This is a genomic window from Solidesulfovibrio alcoholivorans DSM 5433, from assembly GCF_000702665.1.
GTDB classification, from domain to species: Bacteria; Desulfobacterota; Desulfovibrionia; order Desulfovibrionales; family Desulfovibrionaceae; genus Solidesulfovibrio; species Solidesulfovibrio alcoholivorans.
Window position 1 is genome coordinate 169,255 of record NZ_JNJA01000001.1, and the last position, 18,818, is coordinate 188,072.

Below are 18,818 nucleotides of genomic sequence, written 5' to 3' on the forward strand. Positions count from 1 at the left end.
GGTGCGACCCGGTGGCGATTTCGGACGGTCACCGACTATCCCGTGGGCAAGCCCGTCCGCGGACGGGCTTGCCCACGGGGGGCGTGCCGCCCGCCACGGCCGCGGTACGGCGGACTACGGCAAAAACCAGCGACTCCCGTCAAGCTCCTTATTGCCGGAAGAATCAGGCCGTACCATAGATGCTGACGGTACTTCCGGCATAGATGGAGTTGTTGTGCGCATCTTTCTGGTCGTAAAAAAAACGGATGCTCGTCAGTTGCGCGGCGCTGCCTTGCAGCAAATACGACCCGCCACTGAACACCTGGCAGCCCCAGGACCGATGCGCGATCGGCGCATACAGCAGAGCAGTGAACGGGACATTGGAAGCATTCTGCGGGTTGAATATGGTCATTGTACCGTACACTCCGCCATCCGTAGGTCCCTGGCGGCTATTGGGGTAGACGAGAAAGGACGTATCCATATCGCTTGTGGCGTTGCTCCCTCCCCTATCATTGGACCATGTCTCCGTATTATAGAGACTTTCTGTCAGCCACCCTTTTTCCTGACCATATTGCGCGCGAAGATGTGCGTCATAAACACAAGGTGTCACGTTATCAAGGACGACCTCGTAATACCTATATGCAGAGGAAAAACAAGCGACCAATTCGATATACATGACATCGTTGCTTGTTGTCACCCTCTTAATCAAATCACCCATGGCTCACCTCCTCAAAGTTTCATTCGCTTAAGGAAGGAAGAACTGTTCATGAACCGAGCCTCTGCCGCGAGAGAGCCGCCCGCCGCATGGACCTGCCGTAGCGGGGACGGCACACCTATTGGCAGATATTTATATATAATATTATATACGTCAACAAATAACAATGCCGGGCACCCCGCCACCCCAAAAATCGAGGCACACGCTCCCGACATGCAGCGACTTGATGCTGTTTTTCTGGCGAACCCTACAGGGGGGTGAATTCCGTGCCTTTCCGGAACACGTTCTCCGCATAAAATGCTTGCCGCGAGCAAGGCTGTACCCTGCCCGACCGGAAGGCTTTCCCTGCCTGCCCCACGCTTCAGAGGATCGGCGAGAGCAGCCGGCTGAGCATGACGCCGGTCTTGAACGCGAACGAGCGGTCCTCGTAGTCGTCGGCGCTGGCGCGCTGGCAGCGGGAGAAGTCCTCGAGCAGCATGGCCTCGACGGCCTTGACGAAGCCGGGGTCGGCCACGGCCATGCTGATCTCGAAGTTGAGCCGAAACGAGCGGTTGTCGCAGTTGGCCGTGCCGACCGAGGCCATGACGTCGTCGACGAGGATGATTTTCTGGTGCAGGAAGCCATCGCCGTAGCGGTAGAATTTGACGCCGAGGGTTTCGAGGTCCGGCAGGTAGGAGAACGAGGCGAGATAGACGAGCTTGTGGTCCGGCTTTTTGGGCAGCATGACGCGCACGTCCACGCCGCGCAGCACGGCCAGTTGCAGGGCCGAGACGATCTCGCGGTCGGGCACGAAATAGGGGCTGACGATCCACACCCGTTTCGTGGCCGCGCTGATCGCCTGGAAGAAGTAGAGGTCGCAGGATTCGATGTCGTCGGCCGGGCCTGTGGGCAGCACCAGCACGGGCATGTTTCCGGATGGCGCGGGCCGCAGTTCCCAGTCCAGGGACAGCATGCGGCGCGTGGCCCAGTACCAGTCCTCGGCGAAGGTCAGCTGCACCAGCGTCGCGGCCGGCCCCTGGCAGCGCACGTGGGTGTCGCGCCAGTGTCCGAGTTTCGGGCTTTTGCCCATGTACTCGTCGCCGACGTTATGGCCGCCGACGAAGGCCGTGTGGCCGTCAACCACCACGATTTTGCGGTGGTTGCGGAAATTGAGCTGCAGGCGGTTGCGCCAGCCGAGGGTGGTGTTGAACGCCGAGACGTGCACCCCGGCCTGGCGCAATGCGTCGAGGTAGGCTTCGGACAGCTCGTGGCAGCCGATCTCGTCGTAGAGGAGATAGACGGCCACGCCCGCCCTGGCCTTGGCCGTCAGGCGGGCCTTGAGGGCGCGGCCGATGTCGTCGTCGCGGATGATGTAGAACTGGACCAGGACGGAGGATCGCGCCGCGTCCACGGCCGCGAAGATGGCGTCGAAAGTGGCCTTGCCGTCGATGAGCAGCGCCACCGCGTTGCCGGTGGTAAACGGCAGTTCGCCCAGGCGTTCGAGGACCGGGAACAGCCCGGGCACGCCCGGGGCCTGCGGATCGGGAAAGGCGCGCAAATGGTCGAGTTCCGGGGCCAGGGCGTCAACGACTTTGTCGCCGGCGCGCCTGGAGGCCACGTAGCCCTGGAAGCGGTTGCGGCCGAGCACCCAATAGAGCGGCACCGCCACGTAGGGAAAGGTGATCATGGCCATGACCCAGGCCATGGCACCCTGGGGGGAGCGTGCGGTGAAAAGGGCTCGGGTCGCGGACGCGACACCGATGGCGTGACAGCAGGCGAGTATGATGACGAGCATGGCCCCTCCCTGTGGACAAGCGGCGGCGCTTGCGCAACCGGCTGCATACCGACTTGACCATATGCGTCTTTTGCTTATACCGATGCAGGCAATACGGCAAGAATCCTTGCACAAAACCGCAACACAACGTTTGCCCGGAGAGCCCCGACATGCCAGACGCCGCCCTCGACCTGACTCTTTCCGCCCCGGTCCATGCCACGGACGCCGCCATCGGCCGCGTGGAGAACGTCATCATCGACCCGCACCAGGGCAAGGCCACGCATCTGGTCGTGCGCGAGGACGCCCTGCCCAACACCCTGCGCCTGGTACCGGAAAAATACATCGCCTCCGCCGGCCCCGACGGCGTGCGCCTCAATATCACGCAAAAGCGCGCCGCGGCCTGCAAGCCGTACATCCAGGAAGACTATTATTCCCCGACATTTTTCCTGTCCCTGGCCAAGGCCGAGGACGTGAAGCTCCCCATGGCCCCGTCGTCTTGGACCGTGGAACATCCGACCACGCCCGCGGGCTCGGTGGCCCTGGCCGGGCACGAACCCGTGCGCGCCACGGACGGCAAGGTCGGCCGCGTGGACGGCGTGCTCACCGAGCGCCACACAGGACGCGTGACGCACCTGTTGTTGCGCACGGGCCATCTGTGGGGCACGCGCGAGGTGCAGGTGCCGGCCGGGCTCGTGTCCGGCTACGAGGACGGCGACGTGCTGCTGTCCGCGACCAAGGCCGAGATCGGCGCGCTGCCCGACGTCCACGCCGGGTAGTCGGCGTAGAAGACGCCTCCGGCGGCCAGGAGGGGATGCCCCCCTCCTGGACCTCCTCGACGGGGCGCTTGCAGGCTTGCGACCCCGCAGCCGAGCGTGTCCTTGCGACGCCTCTTCGAAGAGAAATCCCCTTCTCCAAGCCGACGCCACGGCGTTGCATGGGAACGGTTGCGCGGAAAAAAGATAAAAACGGACACCCGGAGGAATTCCTGGTGTCCGTTTTTTACGGGGTACGGGGGCTAGTGGCCGGTGTGGCCGTTTTCGGCCTCGGGCTCGAGATCGAGCACTTCCTCGCCGCCGACGTAGGGCATGAGGATGGGGTTTTCCACGGCCTTGAGCAGGTTGACGATGGCCCCGCGCAGGCGGTTGATGTTCTCCACGATCAGGTTGACGTACTGCATCTTCTTCTCGACCTCCATGCGCTCCACGGTCAGGCCGAAGAGATGCCGCATGGCCGCCGGGGCCAGGGGCGGCCAGGGGCCGGGAACGAGCTGCATGGCCTCGCCGATGAACGCCGTGGCGATGTCGTCCTCGTTGTCGAGAAAGTCCTCGCAGTCCTCCAGGATGAGTTCCGCGCCGTTTTTCATGATCGCCAGCACGTTGTTGCCGACGTGGGCCATGCCGCCCGCGGCCTTGGCCAACGCGTCGCGCCCGAGCTCCAGCCTCCGGCCCACGGTGAGGGAGACGATGCGGGCGCAGTCCGCGGAAAAATCCGTTTCGTAGCGGTCGAAGAACCGGGGCTTTTTCGAGTAGAGCATGATGAGCCCGAACGCCTTGCCCGCGGGGGCGCGCAGGAAAAACGACAACCGGCAACGAAAGCCTTCCAGGTAGGGCACGCAGTCGATGGACTCGCCGCCGCGCTCGGGGCCTTGCAGATTGTTGGAGACCACGAACAGCGCCCGGGGGTCGTTGACGGACCGCATGACCGGGTGGTGCGGCAAGGTCTCTTCCATGAAGCGCACGAAAATGGGCGTGGCCCGGCCGGTGTGGGTGTTGGCCGCGATATTGACCCAGTTGCCGGATTCGTCGCGCAAACGGCAGACGTAAAGGTCGGCCTTGAGCTCCTTGAGCAGGATCTCGGCGCTTTGTTCGAGGATTTCGTCGGCGGTCTGGAAGTCCTGTCCGGCATTGATGAGCTCGTAGAGGATCTCGAGCATGAGCGCGGCCTTGTCGTGAGCCTTTTTGAGCTTGCCGTAACGGTATTCGAGGTTGGCGAAGCCCGGGTTGGCCCGCATCAGCTCCTCGAGCTTGAGGGTCTTGACCGCGTCGATCTCGCGGCGCACCCCGGTCAGGGTCGTCAACAGGCTTTCCCAGTCCCGCACCGGGCTCTCCGGACGTTCCAGCACCGGCACCTCCTCCAGCACGTCGAGGGAGGTCTTGATGGAGCGCATGAGGTCGACGATGGCCGCACGCACGGCCGCCGGCGCGGAGCCGATGATGTTGAGCAGGCGTTCGCGGGAATCGAAACCCGTAAGCAAAAGCGGGGTGGCCAGGGGACAGGAATCGGCTTTGAGCGGCATGTCTGGTCCTTGCGCGTGAAAGGGCGGTCGTCGCCCCCTGTCCGCTCTGTAACGCTTCCGACGATTTCTGTCGATGGGCTCAGAACGTCACGGTGTCGAAGCGCATGGTCTCGAGATCGGCCACGAGCGCCTTGCCGGAAAGGGCCGGGGCGCGGCCGGCGAGCAGGCGCACGACCTCGGCCCCCATGAGCGCGGCCGCGGCCATGACCGCCGGGGAGGGACAGCCGAGCACGTCCTCGGCCGCCGTGCCCCCGCCGCCGGCGAGAAGCTCCACGGGCGAGGCCGCGCCGGGCGGCACCGTGGCCACGATGACGGTGTAGCCGGCCACGGCCCCGGTGACGAGGGGGATGCCCCGCGCGCGCGCCGCCGCGGCCAGGGCCGGCCGGTCGACCAGCCCGCCCAGGGCGTCCACGGCCACGTCCGCGCCGTCGAGCAGTGCGGCCATGCCGGCCGCGTCGAGAAAGCGCGGCCAGGCGGTAAATTCCACGGACGGATTGACGGCCGCCGCCCGCGCCGCGGCAACGATGGCCTTTTGCCTGCCAAGGGCCGCGCCGTCGGACAACAACTGGCGGTTGCAGTTGGTTTCCTCGAACACGTCGCCGTCGGCCGCGCGCACCACGCCCACGCCCGCGCGCACGAGGTTTTCAAGCAGCCCCCCGCCAAGGCCCCCCAGGCCGACCATGGCCGCGCGCGAGGCGAGCAGCCGGGCCTGCTCGGCCAGGGAAAAGGCGTGGAGGTTGCGGGCGTAACGCAGGGGGCACACGCCAAGCTCCAGGGCCGCGATTTCCACCTGCCGCAGGGGCAGGGCCAGCTCCCGGCCAAGGGCGGCCACGGCCTCGCCGGTCAGGAACCGTCCGGGCCGGCCGTCGGGAAAGGGCGCGTCGTGGGCCGCCGCCGCGATGGCGCGGCTCGCGGCTTCGCCTGTTTCGAACATGGGATCACCCACCGCTTATGGGCGCGATGTAAAGAACGGCATCCCCCGGGGCCAGCCGCGTGTCCGGCTGCACCGCATGGCCGTTGACCAGCACCGTGCCGAGCGCCGCCGGATCGACGCCGCACCGGGCCGTCACCGTGGCCACGGTGTCGCCCGGGGCAAGGGGCAGCCGGCCGTCCGGAGGCGGCGCGCCGGCCAGCCCCCCGAGCAGGCGCACGGTCACGGCGTCGGTCACGCCTCGCCTTCGGGCGCCTCGATCCAGGCGGCCAGGCCGTCGATGATCTTTTTCGCCTGATCCCGGCTGGAAATGGCGAATTTCGACTGCACCCGGTACGTGTCGCCGGATTTCTTGTAGCGCCGGATGGCATAGCGGTCCGGGCCGTAGGCGTCCTTTTTCGGGTCCCACTGCACGAAGCGGAACAGGATCGTGGTCCAGGCCCCGCGCGAGAGAATCACCTTGTCCAGTTCCTTGGTCAAAAGCACGCCGTCTTCTTCGTAGTTGACGGTCAGGTCGTCGATGGTTTCGGCCACGATGCGTTCCTTATCGGGTAGCGGCGTTAGTCGGACTGTCCCTGCCGCTGGGAATCGCGCTCGCGGCGGCGCTCGTGAAGCCGGGCCTCACGGCGGGCGGCAGCCTCGCGGTTGCGGCGGCGGTCGTCCTCGGTTTCAAGGATCAGCGGCGGCACGGCATGGGGGCGGCGGTCGGCGTCCAGGGCGACGTAGGTCAGGTAGGCCGAACCGGCATGGCGCGTCTCGCCGGTGATGGGGTTTTCACATTCCACGCGCACCCCCACCTCCATGGATGTGGAGCCCACGAGGTTGACCGAGGCCATGAAGGTCACCACCTCGCCGATGTAGGCGGGCTTCAAAAAATCCATGCGGTCGATGGAGGCGGTGACCACGGCCGAGCGGGCATGGCGAATGGCGGCGATGCCGCCGGCGGTGTCGATGTACTTGAGGATGACCCCGCCGTGGACATTGCCGGCCGGGTTGGCGTCCGGGGGCAGCATGCGCTGGGGCATGACCACGCGGCTGGCGGATACGGTCTTGGGCTCCAGGTTGCGTTTTTCCGGCGGCGTCATTTGATCGCGTACCCCTTTTCCTGCATGCAGGCGTCGATGATTTCCTGCTGCTTGTCCGCGGCCTCGCCGGCCGAGCGGATCAGCGCCGTGGACACGTAGGCGCGGCTTTCGCAATCGTTGTAGTCGGTGGTGACCACGTCGGCGGCGACATTGTCGGATTTGGGGCCGGAACCGGCGCAGCCCAGGCTCAAGGCGGCCAGGGCGAGGCAGGACGCGGCAACGAGTCGGCGAAGCATGGAGGCCTCCTTGGGCGGTGCGACGGAAAGGCGGCCGGGATGGCCGCGTCAAACCTTTAGCGTCCCGGGGGGCGCGGGGTCAATGCGCAGGCTGGACATCGGGCGTGCTTCATGGTTCAATAGGATAATAGGAAAAGGACTTTTGCCGTGCTGCACGGCAACGCGGCGCGCACAGTTCGAACGCGGTTTTCAGGCGACTCCACTCTCTATCCATCCCTCTGCAACCAAAAGGATTACCGAAAAATGCCCCGCAAAATCCTCTTGTTCGCGCTGTGTTGCGTGACGGTCTTTTCCATTGTTCCAGGCAGGTCCGCCGCCCAGGCCGCAGCGCCCTCGCCCGACCAGCAGGACATGCAGAAGCTGACCCAGGAATCGAGCAATCCCATAGGCAGCCTCTGGATGATCACCAACCAGTTCAACCTGAACCTGCTCCAATCCCCCAAGGGCGGACCGTTCAGGGAGGAACGGACGCAGTTCAACTATAATTTCCAGCCCGTGCTCACCTTCGACCTGTCCAGCGACTACCGCCTCATCGCCCGGCCGGTGCTGCCGGTCTACAACACGCCCTATCCCGTCAGCCTTAAAAACGTCGATTATAAATTCGGCCTGGGCGATGCCGAGTTCATGGCTATGGTCGCGCCGAGCTCCAGCACTTCGAAGTTCCTGTTCGGCCTCGGGCCCACGGCCGTTTTCCCCACGGCCACGGACAAGCACCTCGGCGACGGCAAGTGGCAGCTCGGCGGCGCACTCGCCGCCGTGTACATGGACGAAACCTGGGTGGTGGGCGTTTTCCCGCAACAATGGTGGTCCGTGGGAGGAGACCCTTCGCGCAAGGAAGTGAGCCTGACCAAGGCGCAGTATTTCATCTGGTACTCGCCGGCCCCCACCTGGCAGGTCGGCATGTCGCCCAACGTGCTCATCGACTGGACGCAAAAGGACGCGGACAAGGCCCTGACCCTGCCCGTGGGCCTGGGCGTGGCCAAGCTCGTCAAGCTGGGCACGCTGCCGGTCAAAATCGCCGCCGAAGCCGACTACTCCGTCATCCGGCCCCGGGACGCGGGCACGGAGTGGACGTTCAAGCTGAGCATCACGCCGATCATCCCGAAACTGTTCTAACTCGAAGGAGGCCCCGAACATGCGCTCGCGCTCCCTGGCCGCCCTGGCCGTCGCCGTCATCACCCTGGCCGCGCTCGGCCGCGCCGACGCCTGCACCAGCATCCGGCTCAAAACCACGGACGGCGACGTCATCTACGCCCGCACCATGGAATACGCCGAACAGCAAGAAGCCGGCGTGTCCGTGGTGCCCAAGGGCACGACCTTTGTCGGCACCCTGCCCGACGGCTCGTCCAAGGGCCTGCCCTTCACGGCCAAATACGGCTTTATCGGCATGAATTCCCATGGCGTTCCCATCCTCATCGACGGCGTCAACGAAAAGGGGCTTGTGGCCGGCGGCCTGCTGTTCCCCGGCTTCGCCGGCTACGCCTCCTTTGAGCCGGCCGAGGCCGGTCGGACCATCGCCCAGTACGAAGTGGTCAACTGGCTCCTGTCCCAGTTCGCCACCGTGGCCGAGGTGCGGGCGGGCCTTGCCCAGGTGCGCGTGTGCCAGGGACCGTCCGCCTCCAAGGGCATCACCGTGGGCCCGCTGCCCCTGCACTTCACCGTCCACGATGCCACCGGCGACAGCATCGTCATCGAGCATGTCGGCGGCCAGACGAAGGTTCATGACAACCCCCTGGGCGTACTCACCAACGCCCCGGACTTCGACTGGATGCGCATCTACCTGAGCAACTTCGTCAACCTCTCGGCGGTCAACGCCGCGCCCAAGGACCTCGCCGGCTTCAAGATCGATCCCACGGGCCAGGGCTCGGGCATGCTCGGGCTGCCCGGGGACTTCACCCCGCCGAGCCGCTTCCTGCGCATGGTGGCCCTGACCCAGACAGCTTCCCCCGTGGCCGGTCCCGACGCCGGGCTGGCTCTGGCCATGACCATCATCGACAACGTGGACATTCCCATGGGGACCGTGCGCGACGTCTCGCCGGCCGGGATCGTGCGCGACGTCACTCAGTGGGTCGGGGCGGTGGACACGGCGCGCGGCCGCTACTACTTCCGCACCTACGACAACAAGAATTGGCGCTACGTGGACCTCAAGGAAGCTCTGGCCAAGGCCGGAACAACCATGCAAAACATCCCCACGAAGCTCGCCCCCGATTACCTTGACGTGACCGCCACAGCCAAGCCCGCGGCCATGCCCTGACGCTGACCCGGCCAACGCCCGTCGCGGGGCTCTCCCCCCGTGACGGGCAAAGCCATAACCCCAGGAAGGATTCCCATGTCTCACCGTCCTCACGCCGCCCCGCTTTTCCTCGCCGCCCTGTGCCTTGCCCTGGCCCTCGCCGCCGCCCCACGCCCGGCCCAGGCCGTGGAAGGCGGGGCCAGCCACTACATCCAGGGGGCCTACGGCGACTTCCTCATGGGGCTTATCCCGGCCTCGGGCTTCTACGTACGAAACGACACCCTCTACCAGTCCACCCACATGGACGCCACGTACAAGGCCGGCCGCGTCTTCGCCGGCCTCGACGACACCTCGGTGATCAACATCACCAAGTTCTCCTACCTGTTCGACGTGCCGGCCATGGGCGGCTTCCTGGGCCTCGGCGTCGGGGTGCCGCTGATCCTCAACGAACACATCACCGGCGACGTGGCCGCTGACTACAGCCGCCGCTCGCGCACGACCGGCCTCGACATGCCGCATCAACTGGATTTTGGCGGCGGCGGAGACCGGGGCGGGCTTTCCGACATCTTCCTCATGCCGGTCATCGCCGGCTGGAACTTCGGCGAATGCCACCTGGCCGTCACGCCCATCGTCTTTTTGCCCACGGGCTACTACGACAAGAGCAAGCTCACCAACCTGGGCATGAACTACGCCAGCTTCGACGGCAACATGGCCTTCACCTGGCTGAGCAAAAAGCGGTTCGAGCTGTCGGTCAACGCCGGCTACATGATCAACGCCGAGAACGCGACCACCAAGTATTTGAGCGGCAACCAGCTCCATGTGGACTGGACCGCCGCCTACCACGTGAACGAACGCCTGGCCTTGGGCGCGGTGGGCTACCTCGTGGCCCAGACCACCCCGGACTCGGGCGCGGGCGCGACCATGGGGTCGTTTTACTCCTCGGGCACGGGCATCGGCCCGGCCGCCACCTATGCCATTCCCGTGGGCGGCAAGGACGTCATGCTCATCGCCAAATGGCTCCACGGCCTGGGCGCGACCCACAGCTTCCTCGGCGACACGGTCTACGCCTCCTTCGCCGTCAAGTTTTAGTTCACGCCCCTACCCATGCGACGCGGGCGGTCCGGATACCCCGGGCCGCCCGCGTTTCCTTTCGAGCCGCCGCCGCATCGGCCCTTGACACCGCCGCGCGCGCCGGGCTATCCGGCGGCCTCGCGACGAGACCCTATGCACACGCAGCCCAAGGCCCGCATCTTCACCTTCGAGTTCAGCGGGCTGTGCCTGCTGCTCTTTCTGGCCTACTGCAACATCGCGGTCTTCTACAGCCTCTACGTCTACCTCCAGGCGCTTGGCATCCCGGCCTCCTGGCGGGGGCTTCTCATCGGGGCCTCGTCGCTTGCGACCATGGCCGGCTACCTCTTCGCCAGCCCCTTCCTCACCGTCCATAACGCCGCGCGGGCCGCCGGCTGCGGCATCCTGATCCTCACCGGCTGCGGCGTCTCCTACCTCTTCGCCACGTCCGCGCCGGCGCTGCTCGCCGTGCGCCTGGCCAACGGCCTGGCCGTGGCCCTCGTTTCCGCCGGGGCCATGACCCTGCTCGTGGCCGTCATCCCGCCCACGCGCACGGGGCAAGCCTTCGGCATGTATTCCGTGGCCATGCTCCTGCCCTATTCCCTCGTGCCGCCGGTCTTCGACGCGCTTTCCCCGGCGGTCCTGTCCTATCCCCAGGGCTACGCCGGCATGGCCCTGGCGCTCGCCCCGGCGCTTGCCGTGGTCGCCGTGCTCGGGCGGCGCGTGGCCGGGCGCGAAGGCCACGCGCCGGCCCGCCGGCCGGCGCTTGCGCAGATGGCGCGAAACGCACGCAAGCGCCCGGTCGCCCAACTCCTCGCCGTCAACGCCGTCTATTACCTCAATTTCGCCTCGCTCTTTTTCCTGGCCAAGAGCCTGTTCCTCTCGCGCGGCCTCGACCATGCCGGGGTGTTTTTCTCCCTCCAGATGTCGTGCATGATCCTGCTGCGGATTTTCGCCAACCGCGTCTTCGACGCCGTGCCGAAAATCCGGCTGATCCGCTTCTGCTACCTGGTCACGGCGGGCGCGTTCCTGCTGCTCTACTTCGCCCGCGGCCTGACGTTCGCGTTTGCGGCGGCGCTGCTCCTCGGCGTCGGCATGGGCGTGGGCTCGCCGTCGCTTAACGCCTTCATGTACGAACTGTCCGAACCGGCCTATAGAGGCCTCAACGCCAACCTGATGATGCTCTCGCTGCAAAGCGGCAGCTTTCTCGGGCCGATCCTCGGCGGCGCGGCCGTGGCGGCGTTCGGGTACGGCGGTTTTCTGCTCGTGGGCGCGGCGGCCTGCCTGTGCGGCACGGCCCTGAGCCTGGGGCTCGACGCCAAAACGTCAACAGTGAAGTGATCGTTTCCCCAAGGAGGGCGACATGCACGGATGGTACGAATACGGCACGTTCGGCGGCGGCCTGTGGTCGTTTCTGATCACGCTGCTCATTTTGCTCGTGATCTTCCTGATCTGCCGCGAGCTCGTGTGCTGGTACTGGAAGATCAACCGGGCGGTGGAGCTGCTCGAGCGGCAAAACGTGCTGCTCGAACGCATCGAGGCGCGGCTCTCGGCCACCGGCCACGTCCCGCCGGCGGACCGTCAGGCGTCGTAACGGACTATTTGGCCCCGACCAGGGCACTGATGGCGGCGAAACTCTCGTCGAGCGTGGCGCTGGCGGCGATGTCCTGGCGCAGGAAGTCGTTGATGGGGCCGATCATGTCGATGGCCCGGTCGATATCGGGATTGGCCCCGCGCGCGTAGGCCCCGATGTTCACCATGTCCTCCACGCGGCGGTAGGTCGCGAGGATGCGGATGAGCTCGCGGCCCGCGCCAAGCGCGTCCTTGGGCGTCACGTCCGAGCGCAGGCGGCTTATCGAGCGCAGCACGTCGATGGCCGGGAAATGCCCCTGGTCGGCCAGGTCGCGCGTGAGCACGATGTGCCCGTCGAGGATGGAGCGCACGGCGTCGGCGATGGGCTCGTTGAAGTCGTCGCCGTCCACGAGCACGGTGTAGATGCCGGTGATGCTGCCCTTGCCGTTCTTGCCGGCGCGCTCCAGGAGCTTCGGGAGCTGGGCGAAGACCGAGGGCGTGTAGCCGCGCGTGGTCGGGGGCTCGCCCGCGGCCAGGCCCACCTCGCGCCCGGCCATGGCGAAACGGGTGACGGAGTCCATCATGAGGATGACGTCGCTCCCTTCGTCGCGGAAAAATTCCGCCATGGCCGTGGCCGCGTAGGCCGCGCGCATGCGTATCAGCGGGCTCTTGTCCGAGGTCGCGACCACGACCACCGAGCGCGCCATGCCCTCGGGCCCCAGGTCCTTTTCGATAAATTCCCGCAATTCCCTGCCGCGTTCGCCCACGAGCCCGATGACGTTGACGTCGGCCTTGGTATTGCGCGCGATCATGCCCATGAGCGTCGATTTCCCGACGCCCGATCCGGCCATGATGCCCACGCGCTGGCCCTTGCCCAGGGTGAGAAGGCCGTTTATCGCCCGCACGCCCACGTCCATGGGGTCGCAGATGCGCGGCCGGTCCATGGGGTCCGGGGCCGGGGCGAAGACGGGATTGAAGCGCGTGGGGAAAAGCGGCTCGCCGCCGTCGAGGGGGGTGCCGAAGGCGTCGATGACCCGGCCGAGGTAGCGCCGGCCCACCGGGAAAAGCGGCGGCGTGCTGGTGTTGCGAATCAGCGTCCCGGGCGCGATGCCGCGCAGGTCGTCGTAGGGCATGAACAGGCACGCCCCGTCGCGAAACCCCACCACTTCGGCCGGCACTTCGCGCACGCTGCGGCCGTCGTCGGCCAGCAACTGGCACACCGAGCCCACGGGTGCGCGGATGCCCCGGCCCTCGGCAATAAGCCCCACCACCTTGGACACTTTGCCGAAGGTGCGCGCCGGGCGTAGCGCCGTAAGCTGGGCCATGGCCCCCGCGGTCTCAAGCCGCGCCATCGCCGTCGCCTTCCCCGGCCGCGGCCATCTGGGCCAAAATGGTTTCCACCTCGCCGAAGCGGCTGCCGATGGAGTTGTCCACGAGACCGTCGCCGCATTCGAGGATCACGCTGCCGGGCAGCAGTTCCGGGTTGGGGCGCACGAGCACCTTGTCGAGGCCGCCGCGGTCCTGGGAGGCGCGGTTGATAAGCTCGCGCAGCAGCGGTTCGTCCTCGGGATTGACGGCCAGGGTCAGGTCGGCCTTGGCGTCCATGAGGTCCAGGGATTCGTGCAGGAGGTTGCGCAGGATTTCCTCGCGCCGGGCGTCGATGGCGGCGAGCGTGGTGCGTTCCAGGGCCAGGCGCAACAGGGCGACGAATTCCTGACGGTGGGCGTCCCAGAGCTTTTTGCGCTCCCCGGTCAGGGATTCGAGCATGGAGCCCAGGGAGGTGGACATCTGGGCCAGTTCGGTCTGGATCTGCTCGCCGGCCGCGGCCACGCCGGCGGCGTAGCCGGCTTCCTGCGCCTTGGCCTTGATGCGCTCGCCCTCGGCCATGGCCTCGGCGATGATGGCCGACGCCTTGGCCTTGGCCTTGGCGCGCACACGCTCCCAGAACTGCGCCTCGACCTCTTCGAAATGCAGGGGCGAACGGCGCGATTCCAGTTCCGAAACCGTGGTCTCGGCCTCGCCGCCCCCGCCCGGGCCGAGGATGACCCGGCCCGTGAGCACGCCGGCCGCGTTGCCGTCAGATAAAGACATCCCCGCCTCCGCGCCCGATGGCGATCTTGCCCTCGGCTTCCAGCCGGCGCACGGTCTTGACCACGTTCTGCTGGGCGGCCTCCACCTCGGCAAGACGGATGGGGCCCATGATCTCCAGGTCTTCCTGGATCATGGTGGCGGCGCGCTCGGAGAGGTTCTTGAAGAACTTGTCGCGCAGATCCTCGGACGCGCCCTTCAATGCCTGGGTCAGCTCCTCGTTGGAGACTTCCTTTAGCAGTTCGCGGATGGCGCGGTCGTCCAGGGCCTTGATGTCCTCGAAAACGAACATGAGGTTGCGGATGTCCTCGGCCATCTGCGCCGATTCCTCTTCGATCTCCGAGAGCACTTCCTCTTCCGTGGCCCTGTCCACGGCATTTAAGATTTCGGCCACGGAGGTGATGCCGCCGACCTTCTTGCCTTCCTTGCCGCCCATGGCGATGAGCTGGTTTTGCAGCACCTTGTCCACTTCGAGCAGCATGTCCTCGGCCACGGCCTCCAGGCGCGACAGGCGCATGAGCACTTCGGCGCGCACGCCCGACGGCAGGTTCTGGAGCAGTTCCGCGGCCTGGTCGGGGTGCAGGTGCCCGAGGATCAGCGCCAGGGTCTGCGGGTGCTCGTTGCGCAGGATCTGGGCCAGGATGCGCGGCGAGACGTTGCCGAGCTCCTGGAAGGGCGTGGGCCCGGTGTCGAGCTCGAGCGTCTCCATGATGTACTTGGCCGTGTCGGAGTCGAGCGTCTTGGACAGCATCTTGCGCACCTGCTCCGGGCCGCCCGTGACCATGTCCTTGCCCACCTGCATGGACTCGTTGAACTCGTGGACCACGTCCTCGACCTGCTCCTTGGGCACGGTCTCCATCTCCATCATGGCCTTGGAGATGCGGGCGATTTCCTTCCGGTCCAGGCGCTTGAACACCTCGCCGGTGAATTTCTCGCCGAGCGCCAGGCACAGGACGGCGGTCTTCTGCGGGCCGGTCATGGACATGGGGGCTTAGGCCTCCTGCTTGAGCCAGGTCTTGAGCAGGGTCATGGACTGTTCCATGTTTTCCTCGAACAACTGGAGCGCCAGGTTCTTGGCCAGCTCGAACTGCTTGGCGCTTTCGAGCATGGGGGTTTCCTCGCCTTCTTCGCCGGGCTCGGCCAGGGCCAGCCGGGCCTCGCCTTCGGGCAGGCGTTCCAGGGTCTCGATCTCCTCTTCCGTGACCCGCGGCCGGATAAGCGCCAGGACCACGGGCCGCACGACCAGGATGAGGAAGAGGAACAGCAGCAGCCCGTTGAGGAACGGCTTGCCCAGACGCTGGGCGTATTCCAGCATGGTCTGCACCAGGCTCGGCTCGCCCGATCCGTCGGGAGCGCCGAACTCGAAGCTCGACACCTGCACCTCGTCGCCGCGGGACGGGTCGAGGCCCGCCGCCCGGGCCACCACCGCCTTGATGCGCTCGAGCTCCTCGGCCTTGCGCGGCACGAACGTGTAGGTATTCTTGCCCTCGACCTTCTCGTAGGTCCCGTCCACGATAACCGCTAAGGACTGGCGCTTCAAGTCGCCCACCGGCGTGACGACGTTTTGCTCTTCCTTGTTGATCTCGAAGTTGGTGGTGCTGGCCGTGCGGTTGGACTTCTGGGTGGATTCGGTGCCGGAATAGCCTTCGCCGCGAAAGTTGGTGTTGGGCACGGCCGCGCCGCCGCCGCGCGGGGTGGTGGTCACGCCAGAGGGGTCCACGGCCGCCGTGCCGGAGGTCGATTCCTCGCTCTTCTGCTCGCTGCGCACCACGGTGGCGTTGGGGTCGTAGAGCTCCTTGCGGATGGTGCGCTGGCTGAAATCCAGGTCGACGTTGGCTTTGACGAGGGCGCGGCCGGGGCCGACGATGGGGGTCAGGAGCTGCTCGATGCGGTTTTCCAGGTTGGATTCGTAGGTGTTCTTGAATTCGAACTGGGTGGTGGACATGCCGCCGAGGCCGCCGTCGCTGCGCGGCTGGTACAGGGCCTGGCCGGTGGTGTCGGTGACGGTGATGTGTTCGGGGGTGAGCCCTTCCACGGACATGGACACCAGATTGACGATGCCCTGGAGCTGCTTGGCGTCAAGTTTTTGGCCGCGCTTGAGCGTCAGTACCACCGAGGCCGAGGCCTGCTTCTGCTCCTCGATAAAAAGGCTCTTCTGCGGCAGTACCAGATGCACCCGCGCCTTTTCCACCTGCGGAAATTCGGTGATGGTGCGCGAAAGCTCGCCCTGGAGCGCCCGGGTGTAGTTGATGCGCTGCACGAAATCCGTCTGCCCGACCTTGAGCTGGTCGAAAAGCTCGAAGCCCACGCCCTGGCCGTGCATCACGCCTTCGCCCGCTACCTTCAGGCGCTGCTCGTAGACCGCCTCGGCCGGCACGAGCACCGTCCTGCCGCCGTCGCGCAGTTCGTAGGGCGTCTTGGAAGCCTTGAGCAGCTCCACCACCCGGGCCGCGTCCTCGGGGGCGAGGTTGGTGTAAAGGACGCGCATTTCCGGCTGGTTGAGGAAATAGATCATCACCAGGAAGGCTGCCGCCGTGGACAGGGCCAAGCCGGCCAGCATCACGCGCTGGGCATTGCTGCGGTTGGACCAGTACTGGATGAGCTTTTCGAAATTCTGCTTGAGAAAAGGGGGCATGGCGTTTCTCCGGGCGGACGTCCGTTAGGAATGCTGGGCCGTTAGAACTGCATCTTCACCAGTTCTTTATACGCTTCGAGCACCTTGCCGCGCACGGTCGTGGTCATCTGCATGGCGAGTCCCGCCTTTTGCAGATTGATCATCAGCTCGTGGACGTTCTGCGTCTGGCCCGAGGCGAAGGACTCGACCATGTCGCTCTTCTGGTTTTGCATGTCGTTGACGGTCTTGAGCGAATCCATGAGCTTGGTGCCGAACCCTTCGGTCGGGGCCGCGCCCGGCTTGGCCAGGGTGCGCGACACCTCGCCGTCGATGGCGGCGGTGTTCGCCATGGCGTTGCGGTAGGCGGAAAGGGCGATGGGGGAAATGGCCATGGGAAACCTCCGTTACTTGCCGATTTCCAGGGCTTTGTTGAACATGTTCTTGACGGTGCCGATGGACGAGCTCGACGCTTCGTAGCTGCGCATGGCCGTGATCATATTGGCCATTTCCTCGACCACGTTGATGTCGGGGTAGGCCACGTAGCCGTCGGCGTTGGCGTCGGGGTGGCCGGGCTCGTACTGCATGCGGAAGGGACGGTTGTCGTTGACGATGCCCGTCACCTTGACGCCCGCCAGCTCCCGGTCCTGGGCCGTCTGCATGGCCTTGGAAAACGGCGCGTCCAGGGGGGTGGATTCGAGCATCACGGATTTGCGCACGTAGGGGCCGCCGCCGTTGACCGTGCGCGTGGTCCTGATGTTGGCCAGGTTCATGGAGACCGTGTTCATCAGGGTGCGCTGGGCGGACATGCCCGACGCCCCGATATCCATTGCGCTGAAGAGATCCATGCTACTTGCCTCCGTCCGTGATGACCCGTTGCAGGCCTTCGAAACTCTTCTTGGTGATGTCCGTCAGAGCGTTGTACATGAGGGTGTTCTTCGCCATGATCGACATTTCTTTATCCATATTCACGCTGTCCAGGCCCGCGACCACCCTGGGCTTCCAACCCATCTCCAGGTTGCCCTGGAAACCGGCGGCGGAAAACGCCGACGGCAGGTGACTGCCCGAGGTGCGCGTCATCTTGCCGTGTTCGTCGAGGTCGAGGGCGGATTGCAGCTCCTTCTCGAACTCCAGCCGGCGCGCCTTGAACGAGGGGACGTCCTGGTTGGCCAGGTTGGTCATGACGACATTCTGACGGTCCAGGCGCAGGTCCATGACCTTGCCAAGAAGCGCTATGTTATCTGGATACATTGATTTCATGCCGTTTTTCCCTCCTGATTCCAGGTGCCGGCCCCGGCGGACCGGCCGTTGTCGCCACTGTACTGGGCAAAAAGCGTTCCAGCGCGAAACCCTTCCCCGCGGCGACCAGGCATTTTTTGCCCAACACCCAGTTTCACTTTCTCATAAAACCATGCGGCAAAACCGGTCGTTCCGTGCCGAAACGCCGCGCAGACCCGCGATTGTCCCGGCCGTCAGCCGCTGGCACGGGGCTTGCTTCGGTCTTCGTGCCCGGCAGGACGCGCCGCCGGCGCCGGCCCCACAGGCCGCCAAGACGCGAAAAAAAACGGCGCAGGGATTGCGCGCCAACCGGCGATGCCGCCGCCACGGCACAACGCGGCGTCGGGAACGGAGGGGAATCATGAGTGGGCAGCTGGATTACGAAATCAACAAGGAACTCGGCGAGTGCTACCTTTTCATGGGCGACCTGGACAAGGCCGAGGAGTACTACACCAAGGCCATGAGCAATAACGGCATCCATTCGGATCCGTATCTGGGCCTGGCCACCATCGCCGTGCAGCGCGGACAGCTCGAGGACGCCATGCACCTGTACCGCAAAGCGTCGAGCATCGAAGCCGACGACCGGGCGCTCTCCGGCATGGCACTTATCGAAATGGAACGCGGCGAACGCGCCGAGGCCTTCACCCATTTCAAGGGCGCGCTCACCCGCAACCCGGAAAACCTCGTGGCCCTTTTCGGACTCGTGCGCCTGGCCCACGCCGACGCCCGCATCAAGGAGGTCCTGCCCTACCTGCAGGACTACCTCACCATGGACCCCGCCAAGCACGAAGTGCGCTTCACCCTGGCCGGCTGCCTGGTCAGCCTCGGCCGCCACGCCGAGGCCGGCACGCAGCTCGACGCCATCCTCGCCCAGGACCCCGGCAACGACGCCGCCCGCGAACTGGCCGAGGAACTCAAGCGCATCGCCGCCTAGCCGAACCGATTTTTCCCCCTCCGCGCCGTCCGGCCGCTT

General features: G+C 65.7%; 22 protein-coding genes. 7 read left to right on the plus strand and 15 right to left on the minus strand.

Features of this window, described 5'->3' with window-relative positions; all coding sequences use genetic code 11:
- Positions 1-163 precede the first annotated feature (163 nt).
- Together Q368_RS0100700 and cls are read right to left on the minus strand one after the other, a co-directional pair.
- A complete protein-coding gene (locus tag Q368_RS0100700; protein ID WP_029456813.1) occupies positions 164-697 on the minus strand; it encodes a hypothetical protein in 534 nt (177 codons plus the stop codon).
- 358 nt (positions 698-1,055) lie between these two features.
- Positions 1,056-2,468 carry a cardiolipin synthase gene (gene cls / locus Q368_RS0100705; protein ID WP_029456814.1) on the minus strand — a complete coding sequence of 471 codons (1,413 nt, stop codon included), beginning with the start codon at positions 2,466-2,468 and terminating at the stop codon, positions 1,056-1,058.
- A 149-nt stretch (positions 2,469-2,617) separates the two neighbouring features.
- Between cls and Q368_RS0100710 the strand changes: the two genes are divergently transcribed.
- Entirely contained in the window at positions 2,618-3,223 is a 606-nt protein-coding gene (locus Q368_RS0100710; protein ID WP_029456815.1) for a hypothetical protein, read from the plus strand.
- Between the two features lie 239 nt (positions 3,224-3,462).
- Here the strand turns inward: Q368_RS0100710 and Q368_RS0100715 are convergent, their stop codons facing one another.
- The 6 genes from Q368_RS0100715 to Q368_RS0100740 form a co-directional block, all read right to left on the minus strand.
- Entirely contained in the window at positions 3,463-4,743 is a 1,281-nt protein-coding gene (locus Q368_RS0100715) for a histidine kinase (protein WP_029456816.1), read from the minus strand.
- A gap of 79 nt (positions 4,744-4,822) precedes the next feature.
- Positions 4,823-5,677: a HesA/MoeB/ThiF family protein gene (locus tag Q368_RS0100720; protein ID WP_029456817.1), complete on the minus strand. Its 855-nt coding sequence runs from the start codon at positions 5,675-5,677 to the stop codon at positions 4,823-4,825.
- A 4-nt stretch (positions 5,678-5,681) separates the two neighbouring features.
- Complete coding sequence (locus tag Q368_RS0100725) at positions 5,682-5,912, minus strand: MoaD/ThiS family protein (RefSeq protein ID WP_029456818.1); 231 nt, start codon at positions 5,910-5,912, stop codon at positions 5,682-5,684.
- On the minus strand, positions 5,909-6,208 hold the full coding sequence (locus tag Q368_RS0100730; RefSeq protein WP_029456819.1) for a hypothetical protein: 300 nt from the start codon (positions 6,206-6,208) through the stop codon (positions 5,909-5,911). The genes Q368_RS0100725 and Q368_RS0100730 overlap by 4 nt, the downstream gene beginning before the upstream one ends.
- A 26-nt stretch (positions 6,209-6,234) precedes the next feature.
- On the minus strand, positions 6,235-6,759 hold the full coding sequence (locus Q368_RS0100735; RefSeq protein ID WP_029456820.1) for an acyl-CoA thioesterase: 525 nt from the start codon (positions 6,757-6,759) through the stop codon (positions 6,235-6,237).
- Positions 6,756-6,995 (minus strand): hypothetical protein, encoded by a 240-nt coding sequence (locus Q368_RS0100740; protein ID WP_029456821.1) that lies wholly within the window; start codon positions 6,993-6,995, stop codon positions 6,756-6,758. Before Q368_RS0100740 ends, Q368_RS0100735 begins: the two co-directional genes overlap by 4 nt.
- A gap of 243 nt (positions 6,996-7,238) precedes the next feature.
- Here Q368_RS0100740 and Q368_RS0100745 point away from each other — a divergent pair, with 243 nt between their 5' ends.
- The 5 genes from Q368_RS0100745 to Q368_RS0100765 all read left to right on the plus strand — a co-directional run bounded on the left by Q368_RS0100745 (position 7,239) and on the right by Q368_RS0100765 (position 11,890).
- Positions 7,239-8,111, plus strand: a complete 873-nt coding sequence (locus tag Q368_RS0100745; protein WP_029456822.1) for a hypothetical protein — start codon at positions 7,239-7,241, stop codon at positions 8,109-8,111.
- 19 nt (positions 8,112-8,130) lie between these two features.
- Complete coding sequence (locus Q368_RS0100750) at positions 8,131-9,249, plus strand: linear amide C-N hydrolase (protein WP_029456823.1); 1,119 nt, start codon at positions 8,131-8,133, stop codon at positions 9,247-9,249.
- 75 nt (positions 9,250-9,324) lie between these two features.
- The gene (locus tag Q368_RS0100755; protein WP_029456824.1) at positions 9,325-10,317 is read left to right on the plus strand and encodes a SphA family protein; all 993 of its coding nucleotides are present in this window, start codon (positions 9,325-9,327) and stop codon (positions 10,315-10,317) included.
- 135 nt (positions 10,318-10,452) lie between these two features.
- Entirely contained in the window at positions 10,453-11,637 is a 1,185-nt protein-coding gene (locus tag Q368_RS0100760) for an MFS transporter (RefSeq protein ID WP_029456825.1), read from the plus strand.
- Positions 11,638-11,659: 22 nt separating this feature from the next.
- Entirely contained in the window at positions 11,660-11,890 is a 231-nt protein-coding gene (locus tag Q368_RS0100765; RefSeq protein ID WP_029456826.1) for a hypothetical protein, read from the plus strand.
- A 4-nt stretch (positions 11,891-11,894) separates the two neighbouring features.
- On the opposite strand, the gene Q368_RS0100770 is transcribed toward Q368_RS0100765, so the two are convergent.
- From Q368_RS0100770 to flgB, 7 genes are read right to left on the minus strand one after another with little or no spacing between them, the layout of a single operon-like run.
- A complete protein-coding gene (locus Q368_RS0100770; protein ID WP_029456827.1) occupies positions 11,895-13,220 on the minus strand; it encodes a FliI/YscN family ATPase in 1,326 nt (441 codons plus the stop codon).
- Positions 13,207-13,959, minus strand: a complete 753-nt coding sequence (locus Q368_RS0100775; RefSeq protein WP_029456828.1) for a FliH/SctL family protein — start codon at positions 13,957-13,959, stop codon at positions 13,207-13,209. Before Q368_RS0100775 ends, Q368_RS0100770 begins: the two co-directional genes overlap by 14 nt.
- Positions 13,946-14,935, minus strand: a complete 990-nt coding sequence (gene fliG, locus Q368_RS0100780) for a flagellar motor switch protein FliG (RefSeq protein WP_029456829.1) — start codon at positions 14,933-14,935, stop codon at positions 13,946-13,948. Before fliG ends, Q368_RS0100775 begins: the two co-directional genes overlap by 14 nt.
- A 12-nt stretch (positions 14,936-14,947) precedes the next feature.
- Positions 14,948-16,591, minus strand: coding sequence for a flagellar basal-body MS-ring/collar protein FliF (fliF, locus tag Q368_RS0100785; RefSeq protein ID WP_029456830.1), 1,644 nt, complete (start codon positions 16,589-16,591; stop codon positions 14,948-14,950).
- A gap of 41 nt (positions 16,592-16,632) precedes the next feature.
- On the minus strand, positions 16,633-16,962 hold the full coding sequence (gene fliE / locus Q368_RS0100790; RefSeq protein ID WP_029456831.1) for a flagellar hook-basal body complex protein FliE: 330 nt from the start codon (positions 16,960-16,962) through the stop codon (positions 16,633-16,635).
- Between the two features lie 12 nt (positions 16,963-16,974).
- The gene (gene flgC / locus Q368_RS0100795; protein WP_029456832.1) at positions 16,975-17,415 is read right to left on the minus strand and encodes a flagellar basal body rod protein FlgC; all 441 of its coding nucleotides are present in this window, start codon (positions 17,413-17,415) and stop codon (positions 16,975-16,977) included.
- A gap of 1 nt (position 17,416) precedes the next feature.
- On the minus strand, positions 17,417-17,827 hold the full coding sequence (flgB, locus tag Q368_RS0100800; RefSeq protein ID WP_029456833.1) for a flagellar basal body rod protein FlgB: 411 nt from the start codon (positions 17,825-17,827) through the stop codon (positions 17,417-17,419).
- Between the two features lie 379 nt (positions 17,828-18,206).
- Here flgB and Q368_RS0100805 point away from each other — a divergent pair, with 379 nt between their 5' ends.
- Entirely contained in the window at positions 18,207-18,779 is a 573-nt protein-coding gene (locus Q368_RS0100805) for a tetratricopeptide repeat protein (protein WP_029456834.1), read from the plus strand.
- The last annotated feature ends 39 nt before the right edge of the window (positions 18,780-18,818 follow it).

What these genes read in the sequence shown, in the direction of transcription:
- Q368_RS0100700 (WP_029456813.1), bottom strand. Translation starts at nt 697, where the DNA reads ATGGGTGATTTGATTAAGAGGGTGACAACAAGCAACGATGTCATGTAT.
- cls (WP_029456814.1), bottom strand. Translation starts at nt 2,468, where the DNA reads ATGCTCGTCATCATACTCGCCTGCTGTCACGCCATCGGTGTCGCGTCC.
- Q368_RS0100710 (WP_029456815.1), top strand. Translation starts at nt 2,618, where the DNA reads ATGCCAGACGCCGCCCTCGACCTGACTCTTTCCGCCCCGGTCCATGCC.
- Q368_RS0100715 (WP_029456816.1), bottom strand. Translation starts at nt 4,743, where the DNA reads ATGCCGCTCAAAGCCGATTCCTGTCCCCTGGCCACCCCGCTTTTGCTT.
- Q368_RS0100720 (WP_029456817.1), bottom strand. Translation starts at nt 5,677, where the DNA reads ATGTTCGAAACAGGCGAAGCCGCGAGCCGCGCCATCGCGGCGGCGGCC.
- Q368_RS0100735 (WP_029456820.1), bottom strand. Translation starts at nt 6,759, where the DNA reads ATGACGCCGCCGGAAAAACGCAACCTGGAGCCCAAGACCGTATCCGCC.
- Q368_RS0100740 (WP_029456821.1), bottom strand. Translation starts at nt 6,995, where the DNA reads ATGCTTCGCCGACTCGTTGCCGCGTCCTGCCTCGCCCTGGCCGCCTTG.
- Q368_RS0100745 (WP_029456822.1), top strand. Translation starts at nt 7,239, where the DNA reads ATGCCCCGCAAAATCCTCTTGTTCGCGCTGTGTTGCGTGACGGTCTTT.
- Q368_RS0100750 (WP_029456823.1), top strand. Translation starts at nt 8,131, where the DNA reads ATGCGCTCGCGCTCCCTGGCCGCCCTGGCCGTCGCCGTCATCACCCTG.
- Q368_RS0100755 (WP_029456824.1), top strand. Translation starts at nt 9,325, where the DNA reads ATGTCTCACCGTCCTCACGCCGCCCCGCTTTTCCTCGCCGCCCTGTGC.
- Q368_RS0100760 (WP_029456825.1), top strand. Translation starts at nt 10,453, where the DNA reads ATGCACACGCAGCCCAAGGCCCGCATCTTCACCTTCGAGTTCAGCGGG.
- Q368_RS0100765 (WP_029456826.1), top strand. Translation starts at nt 11,660, where the DNA reads ATGCACGGATGGTACGAATACGGCACGTTCGGCGGCGGCCTGTGGTCG.
- Q368_RS0100770 (WP_029456827.1), bottom strand. Translation starts at nt 13,220, where the DNA reads ATGGCGCGGCTTGAGACCGCGGGGGCCATGGCCCAGCTTACGGCGCTA.
- Q368_RS0100775 (WP_029456828.1), bottom strand. Translation starts at nt 13,959, where the DNA reads ATGTCTTTATCTGACGGCAACGCGGCCGGCGTGCTCACGGGCCGGGTC.
- fliG (WP_029456829.1), bottom strand. Translation starts at nt 14,935, where the DNA reads ATGACCGGCCCGCAGAAGACCGCCGTCCTGTGCCTGGCGCTCGGCGAG.
- fliF (WP_029456830.1), bottom strand. Translation starts at nt 16,591, where the DNA reads ATGCCCCCTTTTCTCAAGCAGAATTTCGAAAAGCTCATCCAGTACTGG.
- fliE (WP_029456831.1), bottom strand. Translation starts at nt 16,962, where the DNA reads ATGGCCATTTCCCCCATCGCCCTTTCCGCCTACCGCAACGCCATGGCG.
- flgC (WP_029456832.1), bottom strand. Translation starts at nt 17,415, where the DNA reads ATGGATCTCTTCAGCGCAATGGATATCGGGGCGTCGGGCATGTCCGCC.
- flgB (WP_029456833.1), bottom strand. Translation starts at nt 17,827, where the DNA reads ATGAAATCAATGTATCCAGATAACATAGCGCTTCTTGGCAAGGTCATG.
- Q368_RS0100805 (WP_029456834.1), top strand. Translation starts at nt 18,207, where the DNA reads ATGAGTGGGCAGCTGGATTACGAAATCAACAAGGAACTCGGCGAGTGC.